This window comes from Carboxylicivirga sp. (assembly GCF_982718395.1).
The window spans coordinates 1-18,923 of record NZ_CEXQWX010000024.1; the positions used below are offsets into that span (position 1 = coordinate 1).

Here is an 18,923-nt window from a genome sequence, read left to right on the forward strand (position 1 = left end):
CTTCCGAAAAGGACCTGTTTATACCATGATGGTACCTACTAATGATGCCATCGATGCTTACAATGAGGCAAATGCGGATATGCATACCGGAATCATGGATTCGGCGCAAATAGTTCAGTTTATTAATTACCATGCATTATATGGAATTTTTTATCAATACGATTTTAATAAGCGTTACATGTTTGACAATAGCAATCGCTATTCGTCAAGATGGTTTGACGAGACATATAACCAAAATAAACAAGTATCAGTATATCCATTAGGTTTCTTTGGTGCATCAGGAAATAGTGACTACTCCACTGATTATGAGAGTGTCTACAAAAGCCAATCAGCCAAAGCATACAACACTTTTAATGTGGAAGGAGCCCGGATATTGCCAGAGTTGGTTGATATGGGGTGTGAAAATGGTGTTATTCATGGTATTGATAAAGTGCTGGAACCGGCACAGAATATTTTTGAATTCATTCAGAATTCTCCACAATACAGTATTTACTCCGAAATGGTGAATCGTTTTGATACGCTTATTTATGATCCGGACAATAGTTACGTTGTTGATGGGGTGGAACATGAAGCCTATAGAAAAGAATTTTGGTATACCGATAATGATGGAAACCGCGTCAAATTTAATTTTAACTATAATGGAGAAGACGAAGACTTAACTGTTTTTATACCAGACAACGATGCGTTAAATGAGTTTTTCGAGCCATACCTGGATAACTTTGGCGGGGAGTTCAGCAGCTTACCTAACGATCTGGTTATTGAACTTTTAAAATACAACGTTACAAGTCGCTCAGTGCACAAAGAACGCTTGTTTGGGCAGGCTATGATTGGTGGAATTCGCATGAGTGACAGCAGGGTTGTATTCGGCATTAACAATTATATCAACGATAATATTGTTCCGTTGAGCAATGGATTGTTATATTCTGTTACACCGGTTCTTAATCCGCCGAAAATTTCACGTATTACCGGAATGTTCTTACTGGATCAAAACTTCCAGAGTATGAAATATGTCCTGGATAAAGGAAACTGGCTAAACGCTATTGCAGATAATACATATGCCTCAAACGAGTTTTTACATGGAGAGAGGGTCAGGCTTCCAAAATCATGGACCATTATTGCCCCGTCAAATGAAGTCCTGACAGATTCTATTGTCGGTGGAGTGGAGTCAATGACAGACATTAACGTACGTAATCTTGCGAATTTTTTAATTATTCCAGATACGGTTTATGTACGTAATCCGGGCGATCATATATTTGAAAAAGGAGTTTTTACAAAGCCCTTTACTGATGGGTACTATCGCACAGCCTCAGGAACTTTTATGGGTAAAGCAGGTAATCGCTTAATTAGTAGTTTATCACCTGATAGTACAGCAACCATTGTTGATGAAATATATGGGTCAAATGGAGTTATTTATGTAGTCGATGATGCTTTGTATAATGTTAGGTATAACCGCACCATCGTAAGTGAATTGGCTGGTACTAACAATATCTATACACAACGAATGGCGACATATCACCGGGAGTTGACCGATGAGTTAAACTCATACAAGGGAAATATAACCATGCTTGTACCAACCGATGAAGCCATAAAGAAATATGATGATTATGCCAGGGCAAACGGTTTGCCAAAGTTTGTACCTGATTATGAAGGTGACACTGACGTTTTCACTTACGAGCAATACGAGGCTTTTTTGCGTAATCATGTTATTCGCAACCGCTTTATGCTCAGAACGAACATGAATGTAGTTAAATACTCTTCTATAGGATCGCCTTTGCAAATTTATACTGAAGGGGGTAGCATTAAAGTAAGTGGATCGAGCGGTGATATTGAGGTTGCTACAGTTGAAAGCATAAATACACAATTAATTAATGGAGTAATTAATTATATCGACAGAGTGTTGCTACCAGATTTAGATGGTCTTTAGGCCGGAATTTTAATAGTAATGCCATTTAACACATTGAGATTAAAAGTGAAATAATGAAAATACGTAGTCAACTACAAATATTTCTGCTGAGTTTACTGGCCCTGTCAGTCTATTCCAATTCATTGGCTCAAGACAAAAGGTTACTGCGAGGTAAGGTTTCTGACTTGATGTTAAAGGAACCGTTGATTGGTGTAAATATTGTTGCCATGAACGACAATGAGCGTAGCCTTAACGGTACAATTACAGATATTAACGGAAACTTCATGCTCGAAGTTACTGATGAAGCCAGCTTTCTGAAAATTTCATACATTGGCTATAAAGCTCTGGAATTCAAGATTGAAAACAGGTCTGAATTTAATGTGGAAATGCAGGAGGATGTTTCAGAACTTGAATCGGTAAATGTTACTGCCCGGAAAATTGAAAAGCAAGAAGGAGGTATCGACATGATTAACCGCCGCGACATGACAGGGGCAAGCTCCAGGGTTACTCTGGGTGATGTAACTCAAACTCCTGTATCAAATGTGGGGCAGGTACTGCAGGGAAGAGCTTCAGGTGTGAGTGTTACTGCTTTTTCGGGAGACCCTGGTGCAGGTTTACAAATCCGGGTACGTGGTGAAACATCACTTACCGGCAATAACGAACCTTTATATGTAATTGATGGAATGCCGCTTGTAGCTGATGGTGCCAATAGTGGTTTGTCAAATATGGAATACAATCCAATTTCTGATATACCACCGGAAGAGATTGAATCTATTGAGGTATTGAAAGATGCATCTGCAGTAGCACTGTGGGGTACCAGAGCAGCAAATGGAGTGGTAATTATTAATACCAAGCGCGGTGAAAAAAACAAAACATCGGTTGGTGTATCGTCACGTTTCACTCTTAAGGTGCCGCAAAGTCCTATACCAATGCTTTCGGGTGATGAGTATAAAACTCTAATGAACGAAGCTGATCAAAACAGAGGAGGTGACTTGTACCACACAGAAGTGGTTACAAACCTTAGGGATAATCCAGCCAACGCACAGATGTTTCAAATGCACAATAATAACACAGATTGGAACAGTGAGATTGAAGAGCTTGGATACATTCAAAATCATACGTTTAACATTTCTGGAGGTGGTAATACAGCACGTTACCGCTTTAGTACCAGTTTTGAAGATAATACTGGACCTGTTGTTACAACGGCTTACCAACGATTCAATACATCATTTAACCTTGATTATGATGTGAGTAAGAAAATGTCCATGTCCACCAACATTGCATATACCAATGCTAAAACCGATTTAAAAGATGTGGTTGATCCCGATAAGATTATACCGCGAAGTGTACAAAATGCAGCACTTAAACGCGCCCCAACATGGCCTGTATACTGGCAGGATGCTAGTGGCAATACATTACAAGGTCAATATGCTTTTCAGGATGTGTTGGTTAACAACGACAAAACACTTACTAACCCTGTGGCATTTATCAACAATAAAATCAGTGAAAAACAAAATCACCGGATAATTGGTAAAGCTCAACTTAGGCTGCGACCTGTAAATGGATTAACTATAACTGGTGATTTAGGAGGAGACTACAGTTCAACTCAGGATTTCTTTTTTATTCCTCCAACAGCAACAGGAGCTGAACCAGGAGATATTCAGTTGCGTTACAATAAGCTTCGCTATGTTGATACTCAGGTGATGAAAATTTATGGCCGTTTCACAACTAACTATGCCAAAACGTTTAATGAGCTCCACAATATAAACTTTACCTTCTACAGTTCCATAGACTTAAATAACAAAGAAACAATGGCAGCCGGAGGTAATAATATTGCTTCAGACAAAACCCCTAGCATGTCAACGGCTGCCAATTATGCTGGAAAAAACGGGTTAACCAATGGTTTCAATGAGAGTGTGCTAACCAGTACTGGTGGCCGATTACAATATAAACTGAAAGATCGTTATATTGTTGGAGGTTCAGTTAGTGTTGACGGCTCTTCGAAGTTTGGTCCTGATAATAGATATGCTATATTACCTACACTATCAGGGCGTTGGCGAGTATCTTCAGAGTGGTTTCTTGAAAATGCCGAATGGTTAAACGATTTGTCATTAGTATATTCTTGGGGAAAGACCGGAAATGGAGCAATACATGATTACTTGTATTATAGCCGCTACAGTTCAACCTCTGATAATTCCTACCTCGGAATTGGTGGTGTAAACCAGTCAAATGTTCGATTGGATAATATTAAATGGGAAACAACAGCTCAACAAAATGTTGGTTTTTCAAGTGAAATGAAGTTATCGGGTCGTACATTTAACATCGAGTCGTACTACTATCGTAAATACACCACCGACCTGTTGGTACGCAACAGTAAGTTGCCATCATCATCTGGTTTTGGTGCGTTAAGCTGGTACAACTCGGGTGATGTACTTAACCAGGGTTTTGAGCTTGAATTTAGTTATGATATTATTCGAAATAATAATATTCACTGGGGTATTGACTTCAATATCTCAACCCTTAAAAACCAAGTGATGAAGTTGCCCGATGCCGGAGAGGTCGAAGGTGTAGATAGTAAGGCCGGAAATTACTACTGGAGATTGGTTGAGGGTGATCCACTTGGTTCATTCTATGGCTACCGTTTTAAAGGGGTGTATGCCCATGATGGTGATGCTGTAGTGAGGGATGCACAAGGGAACGTAGTGTATAACCTTGGCGGATATGACCCAAATAAGCCGCACAACAATGCAAAGGTTATGCGTTATGGTGATTTTGATCTCGAAGGTGGTGATGCCATCTATGAAGATATAAATGGTGATGGAGTAATTGATGAGCTGGATATTGTAAAGATTGGTGATGTAAACCCAGAATTATTTGGTGGGTTCAACACTAACTTTACCTATAAGAATATTTCAATGATATTATTCTTTCAGTACAGTTATGGCAATGACATCATCAACCTGGCCCGCAGAGATGTGGAACAAATGTCAGACTTAAATAATCAGAGTACGGCGACCATTCGTCGTTGGCGAACCCAGGGTGATGTTACCGATATGCCTAAGGCCGCCCATCAATATAAAAGCAATGTGAACACATTGCCTTCTGATCGTTTTGTAGAAGATGGTTCGTATCTGCGTTTGAAAAATATTCAAATATCATATGAGTTCTCGTCAAACCTAAAAAAGCGTCTTAACATTCGCTCAGGACGATTATTCTGTAATATCACCAACCTCTTTACATGGACAAATTATATTGGACAGGATCCTGAGGTGAATGGTAAAGGAAATCGTTTGCGTGGGATAGACTTGGCTTACACGGCACAGCCAATTATGTACACAGTAGGCTTGTCATTATCACTTTAGTTTAAATGAAACGAATAGTAGTTATGCATAAGTACATTATAATATTATCACTTTTAGTAGGGTATATTGGTCTGGCAGGGTGCGATGACATGTTTAATTTGTACCCGCAAGATGAACTTTTAGAAAAGGACTTTTGGCAGACAAAGGACGATGTGGAAAGTTCGGTAATTAACTGTTATTATCATTTGCGCCGTTGCCAGGACGAAATGATTATCTATGGTGTTTCTCGCTCTGATTTGGTTAGAAGCAGTGGTTTTGAAGATTTGAATAATGCTAAAAAGGGAGTTTTTGTTTCAAAGTATAACATATGCAAATGGAATCGCTGGTATGCACTTATTCAGGCAGCTAACCTGGTTATTGGAAATGCTGAGAGAGTGTTGGGACAAGACCCGGCTTATACCACGGAAGTGCATAACCAGTTGGTGGGTGAAGCGAAGTTCATGAGGGCATTTGCATATTTCAACCTCATTCGCATGTGGAAAAATGTGCCTGTTGTAGATCAGCCAAGTATTCATGATTCGCAGGATTACCTTCCGCAAAAAAGTAATAATCCGGATGAGGTTCTGAATTTCATAGAAGATGATTTGCAGTTTGCTACAACACATATGGTAATCGCTTATGACCATGAATTGAAAGAAATGTCTGATTTAATGAACAGGGCTCGTGCCACACGCGGAGCAGCCTGGGCTTTATATTCAGATGTTCATTTATGGCGAAACAATTATGCAGAATGTATTGAGGCTTGTGATCAGGTATTAAACTCAAGCTTATATGAGTTGGTTGATGGTGGAAATTGGTTCGATTTGTTTCATCCGCAAAAGGGAAACACCGTGGAGGCTATATTCGAACTCAATTACGATGATATGTATGACTTTTCTAAAAGGCAACAAGCATCGCGATATGGCAGTACAGCTATGGAACAATGGTTTACCAATCGTATCTATGCACGTACTGATTTAACCGTTATGTGGCCTTTCCCCGATGTTCGTTATAGTACGTTGATGGGTACCGGAGGGAATCGTGTACGTAAGCACGCTGGTGCCGATGCATCCGGAACTAATACAGTGCCACAAACAATGAATCCAAACTGGATTATCTACCGTTTGCCACATGTAATGTTTAACAAGATGGAAGCGCTTAACAGACTAGAAGGTGACCAGGCATTAAGCACTATTAATAATATGTTGCTTACAATTGAACGAAGAGCAGGGGTGAACACTTTTGAACCGTTAAGTGGTGGTGTAGTTCAGGTTGAGGAGCAAATTATGTACTATAAACTGAAAGAACTTGCATTTGAAGGTACCCGTTGGTTTGATTTGGTGCGTATTGGTAAACGCCAGTGGGACGAAAATATAACCGGTGAAAGTAACTTCCTTATTCGGGAGGTATTAAAGGCATTTAACGAAAGTGATAAGGTATTTGTCAGGGGAAACCTTAACAATCCTGAGGCCTGGTACTTACCAATTCATCGCGATGAATTGTTGAGCAACAGTAATTTAACTCAAAACCCATACTACAAAAACATTTAAAATGAAATTAGATAAGTTACTACTAATCTGTATAATGCTGATAGGGATATGGGCATGTGAGGAGGCGACTGTTTTAGAAGGATGGGGTGAGCAAGAGGATATAATTTTAACCGACTATATTGAAAGCAAGGGCGGTTTGTCAATTACTTTTGAGGCTTTAAGTCAAACCTACTTACTTGAAACACTTTCGACCTATGGGCCTTATACGGTGCTTTGTCCTACAAATAGTGCGTGGCAAAAGTACTTCGAGGCCAACAATTATAACTCAATAAGCGATGTTGATTCATTAACGATTAACAGCATTTTTGAGTATCAAGTGTTGCCTTTTGAAATGCCTCTGGAAAACCTTGAAAATGGTCCTATGGCGGAGGCTGATACCACCATTGGCGGTCAACGCCTTTTAGTTGATATTTCACAAGGGTTAGATGAGGTAATAATCAATACCAAGGCAACAATTACTAATGGCAATATAAAAACCTGGAATGGTATTGTACATGAGACAGATGCTGTGCTCGATCCACCAGTATCTACAGCAAAGGAATATCTTTTAGCCCGACCTGAGACGTATAGTAAATTTGTTGAATTTCTTGATTCGGAAGGTGTATTAGATACACTTGGGTTGAAATACTCCACAGAATATCCATATAAACTAAATCAATTTACAATTTTTGCACTCTCTAATGAGGCTATGGATACTTTGGCTCCGCGAATTGAACAACTTAAGGAAATGGATGCCAACTACGAAGCTGAGGTAGCTAAAGACCCTGATTATGCAAACAAAGTGCTGCCAAACCAGGTTCATCAACTCGCTCGTTCATTTGTTTTGCAGGGGGTTGACTATGCATCCACCATGTATTCCGGGTATAAACGTACCATAGCTAAAGTACCTTATGGTGATGGAACAATGCGCATGAAAGTAGTGCAATATGATGATCATGTATTGATTAACGACTTTGCGAAAGTGTTTTTTGATGTATCTGACAATGTGGTGCAAAATGGCTTAATTCATCGTTGCAACGAGGCATTTGATTATTTAAATGAATCACCACAAGACTTAATTTATAGTGCTGCACCTGCTGAACGCTGGATTACTTATAATGGCGCTATAGCTAGCGTTAACTCCAAGAATGGTTATATAGGGGATATGGACGATGTGTATGGAATCACAAACCTGGAACCAGGTAAAACTCCAGGCGGAGAATTCGAAATTCGAATACCACAGGTTCAGGCAGGAAGATACACTCTTACCCTTATTACAAAAAAGCAAGGTTCAAAAGCTACTATAACTGTTGATGATAAATTACTGAATTTTCCAGGTACGGAGGAAGATGGCAGTTATGACTTTGCCTACATATTAGGTAACAGAGGCCGAGTTGATAACAGAGATCCTAATCCGACCAGTGCAGATAATTTGTATTTATATGAAATACCGACTTCCGAAGTTGTGGTAGGTGAAGATCAGGATTATGTAAGTGTTAAATTAAAAGTTACACGAATAAATCAGGCAGGTGGTAATATTGCTATTTCAGCATTAATACTTGAGCCTTTAGCAGAATAGTCGACAAAGTAAGGTAATGATATTTTTAAGAAAGTTGGGATTATGATTAAGAAAAATATACTGACATTTCTACCTGTATTGATGCTGTTAGGCAGCAGCTTTTACGGGTGCTCAGACTGGGATGACCATTACGGTTTAGATGATCATAGCAATGAGGATATTTACACAATCCTTGATCAATTGGAGCACCATCCAAAGCTGTTAAGCGATTTGGAAAAGACAGGCTATGATAAAGTACTGCAAGGAAATGAGATGTACACTGTTTTAATACCCGAAGAGTCGGTTTGGAATACAGAGAATCTAAGTGATGATGAGCTTAAAACAGTTGTAGGACACCATATCTTATTTGGACGCTATTTTACCAATCACATCGAGGATACATTTAAAGTACAGGCATTAAGCGGCAAGTTTTTCGATGTTTATCCAGCACAGGATAATGGTTTTACTTTGTCTTATCGTACGGGGACTATTGAACCTTACATAGGAACCAGTAACATACATGGGAGCAACGGTGCAGCTCACACAGTAAATGCTATGTTGCCAACAGTCAAAAACTTAAGAGAATTTATTGATAATGAATTAAATGCTAATGAGTATTCGATTTTTATTAATGAATACAATCGTTTAGATACTATTCACCCCGAAATGGCCGAGTTACGTTTAGGACTCAATGAATATGGAGAGGTAGTGCGCGACACCTTGCCTTATTGGGTGTACTCTACCTTTAATCCTGGTGATGAAGCTATTGACCGTACTGTTTTAATACCTTCTGATGCATCAATATTAGAGCAGCGCGAAATGTTGGTAAACATGAATGGAGGAGACGAGTCAAAAATATCGGATTCGTATTACAGCAGGCTGATCCGTAACCATGTATTAAAAGGCGCCTATAACAGGGAGCAGTTGTTTAATGCCGATACCATCCTCACCGAAGGACTTCAAAAGGTAGTTGGCAATAAAATGCAATATCTGGGTGAACCACAAATTGCCAGTAATGGATATGCCTTTGTCTCTGACGTAAACCTGTATAAACCTATTGCAGCCGATTTTATTGATAGTCTGGTCTATGAAGCCGAATGGTCACTTGGTATTGACAACCATGAGCGGACATTAGTCTATACCAGCCAGTACGAACCGCAAGTTGGAGGTGATGATGTATATATAAATAAACACCTTTTTGCTGGTAATCTGTATTCGGGTAATAGAGTAGGCTTTTTTATACCTGATGTTCCCAACGGATTGTATCAGGTGAAAATGGCTTATCTGCAGAGCGATATAATTGTGAATGTCAACTCTGAAGGAAGGACTATTAACGAAGAGATAAATCTGGAAACAATTGTACCCGCAGATCCAAATAATCCAAATGAGTTTGCCTACATAGAGATTGGCTTCGTGAATCATCCGGATGATGGTTATTTGCACCTCGATTTTTTAATGACCAGGGCTTCCTTTGGTCAATTAAAGCTTGATAAAATAGTTTTAGTTCCAGTTGAATATTAACGTCCATTATTAGAAATATGAATCAGATAAAGATAATATTACTCCTTTTTGTTTTGGCGTTCGTGCTTAGCACGCCAGGTGTTTATGCACAAGAGAACCAAATCAAAGGGATGGTGGTGTCTATCAATAATGGACAGCCACTTGAAGGAATTTCGGTGAAGCTAAAACACATTGCATCAGATCCTGTTTTAACCGATTCACTAGGCCGTTTTAGTTTAGAAGTTGAAAATACTCATAGTATGCTTGAATTTGAGTATCCCGGCTATAAAACACAAACCTATCTTGCACGTAAAGGTGAATCCATTATTGTACAGATGATGGAGCAGGGCTATTACTGGTACGAAGATCAGGTTAACAATTATAGTGGTACACAAAGTAAAAAATACTCAATAGGTGCTATATCACACATAGATAAGCACATGCTTGATCAGAATATTGCCAGCTCAATTGAATCGAAATTAATCGGACAAGCAGCAGGTGTACAGGTCACTCCATTATCTGGTTCTCCGGGAAGTGGATCATCCGTAAATATCAGAGGTGTGGCTTCAATACAAGGAGGTAATCAACCACTCTACATTGTTGACGGGATGTACCTGCGTAATCTAGCTTTCGATAATCCTTTAAGTATAAGAACTCACCATAACCCAATTGCTTCACTAAACCCTGACGATATTGAGAGTGTAACCATTTTAAAAGATGGCTTATCAACAGCTCAATATGGAGTGCGAGGCTCTAACGGGGTTGTCCTTATTAAGACTAAAAAAGGTACTTCGGGTGAAACCAGACTATCATTTGATGCTTTTGTGGGGCTTTCGTCTATGGACAGACAGTATGAAATGTTGGATAAAAACCAATTTAAAACCTATTATAAGGATTTAAGATACCGCTCGGGCATGACAACCGATGAGTTTGCCGATACCTACGGACGTTATTTTTACGAAGATCGTAATAGTCCATATTATTATCGATATAGCAATAATACTAATTGGCAAGATGAGGTAACTCAACTTGGGATGACCAGTAATTACCATTTAAATTTACAAGGTGGTGACCAGGTAACTACCTATGCCTTTAGTGTTGGATATTATACGCAGGAAGGCATTGTTAAAGCAACTGATTTCAATCGCTTTACACTTGATTTTAACTTAATTTACAGAGTGTCGCCTAAAGTACGTTTTGGTAATGTGGTTAACTTTGCAACCTCCACTAAAAATAATCAGGACGAAGGATTGTTACCCTATTCCAATCCTCTTTATAGCGGACTTATAAAAACACCAATGATTAGTTCAAATATGTATTCGGAAGATGGTGTTAAACTGGTTACCCTCGAAGATACCGACTTTTTTAACATGAGTAACCCAACAGCAATTACCAATAACTTGTCGAATGAAGCAAGCTTTACGCGGTTTATAGGTAATGTGTTTTTGGAGTTGGACTTACATAAGGACGTAACTTCAAAATTATCGCTGGCCATAGATTACGATCGCCAAACTGAGCGTCGGTTTTATCCACAATATGGTGTGATTAGCACTACCAATGCAGAGCGCTACTCCGAAGGAAAAATAAATAATCGCTTTATGATTCAGGGAGGAGCACATACATATTTCGATAAAGTGATTAATGATGCCCACCAGATCAAATGGACAGGTGGCGTAGAGTTTATTAATCAAACATATGACTTCACTTATGGTAAAGCGATTAATTCTCCGGCTGATTACTTCTTAACATTAGCTAAGGGAACAGCCGATTCAATTGCTGGAGATGATAAGGGCTCATTATTGGCATCGGCACTTACTTCGTTGGATTACACCTATCGGGATAAATATATGCTTAGTGCCAATACCCGACTTGATGGTTCATCAAAGTTTAGTAAAGATAATCGTTATGGACTTTTTTATGGCGTAGGAGCCGCATGGCGAATATCAGCCGAACCTTTTATGAGTGGAGTTGGCTTTATTAATGATCTTAAACTTAAAGTAGGCTACGGAAAAACCGGTAACGAGAATATTAACGACTACGCAGCTTATAACTTATACAGTGGTGTAGGAGCCGATTATAACGAAAGAGGAGCCATGCGACCAGTTCGTATAGGTAATCCTGATTTAAAATGGGAAACTACCAACCAAATTGATTTGGGACTTGAGCTTTTGGCCTGGCGGGGACGTTTAGGAATAGAAATAGATGTTTATGCAAAGCAAACAAGTGACCTTTTCTATTTTAAAGCCCTGCCTTCATACGCGAGTGCAGAGCCAATACTGTCCAACCTTGGAGATGTAGAAAACATAGGGGGTGATCTTAGTATTATGGCCAGGTTTGTTGAACGTCAAAACTTTAAGTGGACAAGCTGGTTTAATGTTGCAGCCTATAAAAATGAAGTAACTCGCTTACCTGATGGTGATGTATTAGAAGGTTATGCAGGATACATGGGATTAGCACGCGAAGGGCAGCCTATCGGTATGATATATGGCTACGAAACAGCAGGCATATATGATTCGTACGAAGAAGTCGTATTGGACAATGGAGAAGGATACAGTGCTTTTCAGCCCGGCGATGTTAAATTTGTAGATCATCGTCAGGATGGGATTATTAATCCGGATGATCAGGTGGTTATTGGCGATCCACACCCGGATTTTTTCGGAAGCTGGAATAATAACTTCAAATATAAGAACTGGACATTAGATTTGAATTTTACCTACTCTTATGGTAATGAAGTAGCTAATGTAACGCGCAGTGTTCTTGAAAGCATGAGTGGTGATTTTAATCAAACCACTGCCGTGTTAAAGGCATGGCAAAAGCTTGGTGATGCATCCATTACAACTATGCCGCGTCTGGCATATGGCGATCCTTCCGGTAATAATCGGCCTTCTGATCGTTTTATTGAAGATGCATCATATATTCGTCTTCAATCAGCTACACTTGCCTACGATCTAAAACAAGAGTGGTTGGCAAAAACATTTATAAAATCTGTTAATTTATATTTTCGGGGCCAGAATCTGTATACAATAAGTAAATATTTGGGATATCAGCCTGACGTGGCTACCCTCTATAGTCCTTTGTTATCAGGGATTGATACAGGTGCTTATCCAATTCCTCAATCGTTTTTTGTTGGGGTAAAAATAGGATTGTAGCAGTTAATAATTGGTTTAATGAGAAATCTTTAAGTTATGATAAAATTACATAGCATTGTAAAGCAACTGGTAGTGTGGAGTCTGGCCTTAACTTGTTTTGTTGCATGTGAAGATGTATTTGATATTGAATCCAATACTTATGTAAAAACAGACGATTATTTTAAATCGATACACGATTTAGATAATGCTGCCAGGGGGATGTATGATGGATTACAGGATTGTGTTGAAAAAATGCTTATATGGGGTGAGATTCGTGGTGATTTAGTTACCGAAACTGAAAACACGCCGTGGGACATTAAAGAATTTAATGACCTGTCTGTATCTTCAGTGAATCAGTACACCGATTGGAGTGAGTTCTATGCCGTTATTAACAGTGCGAACTTAATTATTGAAAATGCACACAAAGTAGTTGAACATGATTACAACTTTGATGAAAAGCAAGCCATTCAGTTTGTGGCAGAAGCTGTTAATGTGCGTAGCTTGTGTTATTTCTGGCTAGTGCGCACCTTTGGCGACGTCCCATTTGTACTAAATTCATTTTCAAACAACATTAACGATACAAAAATTGATACGGTCTGGCATAATAATGGCGACTATTCACTCGAAGAGGTGCCTGTTTTTATAGTGGACCCTACGGATGCTGATATAATTCTTGATTCATTGGAAGTTCAGCTGGCCCGTTATGCTGGTATTGAACGTATTTATTCTCAGGAAATAACCGACGGAGGCGGACGCGACCCATTAATCTATTCATCACGTTTTAAAGCAGTAACCAATTTGGCTCTAAGAGCTGATATATTGCTTTGGAGAATGGGACCTGACGATCGTGAAACAGCTCGTAAAGTGATTGAGTTAACTGATTCTATTTTCTCATTCAGGCCTGAGCAATACAGCCTTGGTAATTATGAAACATCTCCGGTATGTTACAACAATAAAGGCAACCCGGTACAACGATGGATTGAGATTTTTACAGGAGAAGGGAGCTTAATGCCTGAATCTATTTTTGAGATACGTTTTCAGAAGAGAACAAAACCGGATTTTAATGTACTTCAACAATATACTTCGAGATATGCAAGCGAAGGTGGCAGATACATTATTAAACCCACTCGTAAGGCAATTGATTATTGGCAGAACGATGAGTTTTGGGGTAAGATATATATCGATACCTGTGATATAATGCGAGGTTATAATGCTTCTTTTACAGGAAACTATAATGAGGAAGAGGATATATGGGAAGATGCGGAAGTATTTAAGTTTTTGGTTGCCAGTGAAGGAGGATTGCGCCGAACAGCTAAAGAAAGTGACTCCAACTGGACAATCTATCGCATGGCCGATATATTGGCTATGCAATGTGAAGCCCTTAATCGAACCAGGGAATCATTAGCCGCTATTCGAAAATTGCAAGGATCTGATTATTGGAATCTAAACTGGTCGTTTGATCCGTCGCGTGAGGGGCCAATGGGCTTACGCAAAAGAGCTTGTGTGGTGGAATATGTGACTTCAAACGATGCACCGCCGGAACTGGAAGAAGCTGAAGAGATAATACTTGAAGAAAGAGCAAAAGAGTTGGCGTTTGAAGGACGGCGATGGTTCGATTTAATCAGGATAGCAAAGCGAGGACAGTTGCAGTTTTTCCTGGACGAAATGGAGTTCGCAGCTGAAGATCATCGTAAAGCCAATATCAGGCAACAAGCATCTAATCCTGAAAATTGGTTTTTACCTTATCACGAGGATGCTAAGAAGTACTTTGTGAATCCAAACTATAGAAATAAGGCAATTGATAAGGCTCTTGATAATCTTTAGTCTTTTATATAATTGTTTCAAAGGTATAAGTGGGTGTCCTAATGCGGATACCCACTTTCTTTTTTCTAATGCTTTCTGGCCTTTTTTTAGTCTAAAGAGTTAACAGTTAAACCACTTTATCCGGGATTTGTCATTAGGAAATTTTTAATTTTCTATATGTCTGCAGACGAAAGCCGTATTGAGGGAATTCCTAAATAGAAAATCTTACGTTGTAATTCTTTTATAGTGTTTAGATATTCTTAATCGAATTGGCATTTAAGACCTTGGCAAATGCCAATTTTAGAATTATCACCTTTAAGGAATTAGTATTTGTTTTTAACTGTAACAGTTTCTTAATGATGCCGTATGTTTATAAGCCTAAAAACAGTTTCTTCCAAACCTTATTTAGCTAATGTTCTCTCATGGGAAAATACAATTCATTTTTTTCCGTTAGAAATATCTGTTGAATTGTACCTAAACAGCAGTATAAGTGGGTTTTTGTTGAGAATAGTGACGTTTTATGAACAAATTTAGCGCTGAATCGGAAGATTTTACCCATCGTTTTACGGGGCGTTTTATTCTTTTACACCATCGTTTCTATTAATTAAATGTACAGGTATGAAAAAACTATTTTTACTTATTTTATTTTGCATAACAATGTTGGGAGCTGTGGAGGCTGCCGATAAAAGCCCGGTCGCTCTTTTTGATTTTACAATTGGGCAACAAGGTTGGGAAGTACGCAGTATTGAACCAGATGCTGATCAATCTATATCTGCCCAAGAATGGTACCACCAAATAGCAAACTATGGAGGTAAATCTGCTTTTATGAGAGTGGAAGGCAATAAGAATATGATTAAAGATACGTGGCTGATATCACCCCCTATCGACCTGTCAATTGCCAGTAACTGTGATATACTGTTTACTGTAAACAATGAGTATGGTACTTCATCATGGAACAAGCTTGATGTAATGGTTCAGGAGGACAGTAAAATTGATTTAAATGTTGCATCATTTGAAGAATTTCAAAACCAATGGCGTTTAAATGAAGATGAAAACGAATTACCAGAGCATCGCTTTGTGGATTTAAATCATGATGGTGCAGATGCCGGAGCTCTTGGTATTGGAGGAGCTGATAAAAACTTTTATACTACTAATCCACTCAACTTCAGTATGTGGGACGGCAAAGTCGTACGTATTGCAATACGTATGTATAATACAGGTGTCAGTACAAATAATTCACGTAGTTACCGATTACTTGATGTAACTATTTCAGGAGAAGTGACTGACGTTACGCCTCCTGTTGCTCAAATTACCAAAGTTGATAGCATTGGTAATGATTTTGCGCGGGCATGGGTAGAGGCTGATGAGCTTTGTCAGGTATACTGGGCTGCAATGCCACAGGGACAAGCTCCTGCTAGCACACAAGAGCTTATTGATAATATTGGTACAGATAGCTTTGTATCAAGCGGACAGTTTAGTTACAGTACAATTGATAGTGAATGGCCATTTACTATTGAAGGTCTAGATCCTAATTTCGACTATACTTTGAGTTACGCTGCTGTTGACTTTCAAGATAATGCAACAGGTGTTCAAACTATAGATTTTAGTTCAGATAATGATTACACAGCACCTGTAATTCACACTCTATCGATATCTGAGATTACCCAAATTTCGGCTAAAGCTACTGTACAATCAGATGAAGGAGGATTCTTAACCATGCGTTTATATGAGGCAGGGCTTGAGCCGGCCAATCAATCACAGTTCGAGAGTGCATCTGGTGCTATAGCTCGTGTAAATAACTTCCGTTACAGTGATGTGTCTGAACCAGTTGATACGTTGTTGCAATATTTAACTCCAGATAAGCAGTATATTGTATACGCAATGATGCGTGATATTTCTGGTAATCTTTCAGAAATGACCAAGTCTGAGTATTTTTATGCCTTATCTGACACAGAAAAACCGGTGATTACATCGGCATCAGTTTCTGATATTACGAATTATACTGCTAATTTAAACCTTGTTTGCAGTGAACCATCGGCAGGGTACGATGATGTCACTCTGCACTGGTTAGCTACCGGACAAGGTCAAGACCTGACTAGCGATGAGGTGTTGCAAAAGCGATTTGGATTAGCAAGTGGTTATGCAGTACTTGATTCAGCGACTAAAACTACAGTAATTCCATTGCATGATCTGGATAAAAATTATGCCTACACCCTGCATTGTGTTGCCGTTGATGGTTCGGGCAATGTTTCAGATAATAGCCAGATTAACTTCTCTACTCTTGATGAGCAAGACGATTTATTACTATACCATCAAGGATTTTACCAGGAAGGTGTAGGATATACGACTATTGCAAATGTACCTGATGGTGCAGGAGCTCGAATAGACTATGTCGCCGAAGATGACGATGAAAAGACTACTTTTATTAGATTGAATAATAATAAGCCTTTTATTACAGATGAGTCCTCAGAACTATTGGTTATTTTAGGTCCATATGATTTAGACGGTGTAATTGATGCTAAAGTGGAGTATACAATTCGCACAAATTGGGGGAACTATGCTGATAGACTGAAAGTGCATGTTTCAAATACTTATGATCCTAATGAAGCATTTGATCTATCGCAATGGACGCAGATAAGTCAGGCAGGTGAAACACCAACTCCGAATAAAGAAAAAGCTACTTACGAACGCCAGTTAGAAAGTAAGTTTTCAACACAAGGAGTTTACATAGCCTTTAGGCATTATCATTATAGGTGGGCTCAAATTGAAGAAATACATGATGTAAGCATATTTGGTAAAAAGGTAGGCGCAGAAATAAAAACGCCTGAAATTGAATTTACTCTTACTGAAGCTACTTCTTCAATAACTGCAAATTACCTGTTTGTAGGTGATGTAGCCGGCCGTGTATTCTATTATTTAGTAGAAGCAGATGAATCTGCAACGCCGGAAGAACCAACAATGAGCGAAATGCGCTCTGGTGAGAATGCCTCTGTCCATGGCTATGTTGACTATACAGCCGGAGGTGGAAGAGATCAAAACTTCGTAATAGAAAACCTTAAGCCAAATACCACCTATCATGTATTTTCAGCTTATAAGAACTTGCAAAATATTTGGTGTGATTATATAGATTATTATCCTGCTGATTGTATTTTTACTACTCCGGGACTCGAAATTTCAAGCATCGCAGCTTCAGATATTTATGCTACAGGAGCGAATTTAGATATTGCAGCTGAATCGGATGGTCGAATTTATTGGACGACCCGCATGGAAGGTGAAGATGCACCAACAACCTTCGATGATATATACAAGACTCTTAACAATAAAGGAAACTTTAATTACATATACGACGAGGGGCAACCAGACGTTAGTGCATACATTAGCGGACTTGCACCTGAAACCGAATATACAGTGTATTTAATTAATTCAGAGCCAGGTTTAAATTTCCAGTCGGCAATTCAGAGTTATCAGTTTACTACACCAAAACTTGCAGTGTTGAGTGCCGCTTGTACACCTGAAGCAGTGGCTGATGTTTATAATATGAACTTTGATGTAACAACAACTACTCCTGGTAAAATCCATATAGTTATGACTGATAATGGAGCTGCGCAACCTTCAGTGGAAGATATTTTGAATGGCGAAGGCGGATTTGCCGGTGTTGTTGTAAGCTTCAGTGATCACAATGACATTAAAGTTGCCATTGAGGGCTTAACTCAGGCTCAAACTGAGAATTATGATGCATGGTTGGTTGTTAGTTCAGACGAATATGTTTCGGAAGTTCACCAATTAGGAGTTACAACTGATATAAAACCAGAGCTTGAAAAAAACGTAAAAATTTGGTCAGTTGATGGTGGAATAAATATCGAGGCTGTTGATTTTATTGGAGGTAAGGTTGATATAATTAACCTGACAGGTGCAACAGTTGTATCAACAAACCTGAAAGGTTCACCTCAATCTGTCACTGGTTTAAAAACAGGAGTTTATATTGTTGTTATCCAGTCTGGTAATAATCAATATATGGAGAAAGTAATGATTAAGTAAGTTCAGATTCTTAATTAAATGATTGATGTATTTATTTTCAGAAAGTATTAAGGACAAATTTATTATTGATAACAATGCTCTATTTTGTCCTGATTCAAATTTGAGATCAATACAATTAAAATA

Annotated in this window: 8 protein-coding genes; all 8 read left to right on the plus strand. The window is 38.8% G+C overall.

Annotated features, from left to right (window positions below):
• Window positions 1–1,924, plus strand: a 1,924-nt coding sequence (locus AC4MRQ_RS06795; RefSeq protein ID WP_491196905.1) for a fasciclin domain-containing protein, incomplete at its 5' end; no start/stop codon positions are given.
• 53 nt (window positions 1,925–1,977) lie between these two features.
• The gene (locus AC4MRQ_RS06800) at window positions 1,978–5,265 is read left to right on the plus strand and encodes a SusC/RagA family TonB-linked outer membrane protein (RefSeq protein WP_491196906.1); all 3,288 of its coding nucleotides are present in this window, start codon (window positions 1,978–1,980) and stop codon (window positions 5,263–5,265) included.
• A 5-nt stretch (window positions 5,266–5,270) separates the two neighbouring features.
• A complete protein-coding gene (locus tag AC4MRQ_RS06805) occupies window positions 5,271–6,794 on the plus strand; it encodes a RagB/SusD family nutrient uptake outer membrane protein (RefSeq protein WP_491196907.1) in 1,524 nt (507 codons plus the stop codon).
• Window position 6,795: 1 nt separating this feature from the next.
• Entirely contained in the window at window positions 6,796–8,352 is a 1,557-nt protein-coding gene (locus AC4MRQ_RS06810; protein WP_491196908.1) for a fasciclin domain-containing protein, read from the plus strand.
• Window positions 8,353–8,394: 42 nt separating this feature from the next.
• A complete protein-coding gene (locus tag AC4MRQ_RS06815; RefSeq protein ID WP_491196909.1) occupies window positions 8,395–9,852 on the plus strand; it encodes a fasciclin domain-containing protein in 1,458 nt (485 codons plus the stop codon).
• A gap of 17 nt (window positions 9,853–9,869) precedes the next feature.
• Window positions 9,870–12,980, plus strand: a complete 3,111-nt coding sequence (locus AC4MRQ_RS06820; RefSeq protein ID WP_491196910.1) for a SusC/RagA family TonB-linked outer membrane protein — start codon at window positions 9,870–9,872, stop codon at window positions 12,978–12,980.
• Between the two features lie 36 nt (window positions 12,981–13,016).
• The gene (locus AC4MRQ_RS06825) at window positions 13,017–14,783 is read left to right on the plus strand and encodes a RagB/SusD family nutrient uptake outer membrane protein (protein WP_491196911.1); all 1,767 of its coding nucleotides are present in this window, start codon (window positions 13,017–13,019) and stop codon (window positions 14,781–14,783) included.
• A gap of 597 nt (window positions 14,784–15,380) precedes the next feature.
• Window positions 15,381–18,800, plus strand: coding sequence for a T9SS type A sorting domain-containing protein (locus tag AC4MRQ_RS06830; protein ID WP_491196912.1), 3,420 nt, complete (start codon window positions 15,381–15,383; stop codon window positions 18,798–18,800).
• Window positions 18,801–18,923 lie beyond the last annotated feature (123 nt).

Bases quoted from the DNA above. Each gene is read 5' to 3' on its own strand.
- AC4MRQ_RS06820 (WP_491196910.1), top strand. From the start codon at position 9,870: ATGAATCAGATAAAGATAATATTACTCCTTTTTGTTTTGGCGTTCGTG.
- AC4MRQ_RS06830 (WP_491196912.1), top strand. From the start codon at position 15,381: ATGAAAAAACTATTTTTACTTATTTTATTTTGCATAACAATGTTGGGA.
- AC4MRQ_RS06815 (WP_491196909.1), top strand. From the start codon at position 8,395: ATGATTAAGAAAAATATACTGACATTTCTACCTGTATTGATGCTGTTA.
- AC4MRQ_RS06825 (WP_491196911.1), top strand. From the start codon at position 13,017: ATGATAAAATTACATAGCATTGTAAAGCAACTGGTAGTGTGGAGTCTG.
- AC4MRQ_RS06805 (WP_491196907.1), top strand. From the start codon at position 5,271: ATGAAACGAATAGTAGTTATGCATAAGTACATTATAATATTATCACTT.
- AC4MRQ_RS06800 (WP_491196906.1), top strand. From the start codon at position 1,978: ATGAAAATACGTAGTCAACTACAAATATTTCTGCTGAGTTTACTGGCC.
- AC4MRQ_RS06810 (WP_491196908.1), top strand. From the start codon at position 6,796: ATGAAATTAGATAAGTTACTACTAATCTGTATAATGCTGATAGGGATA.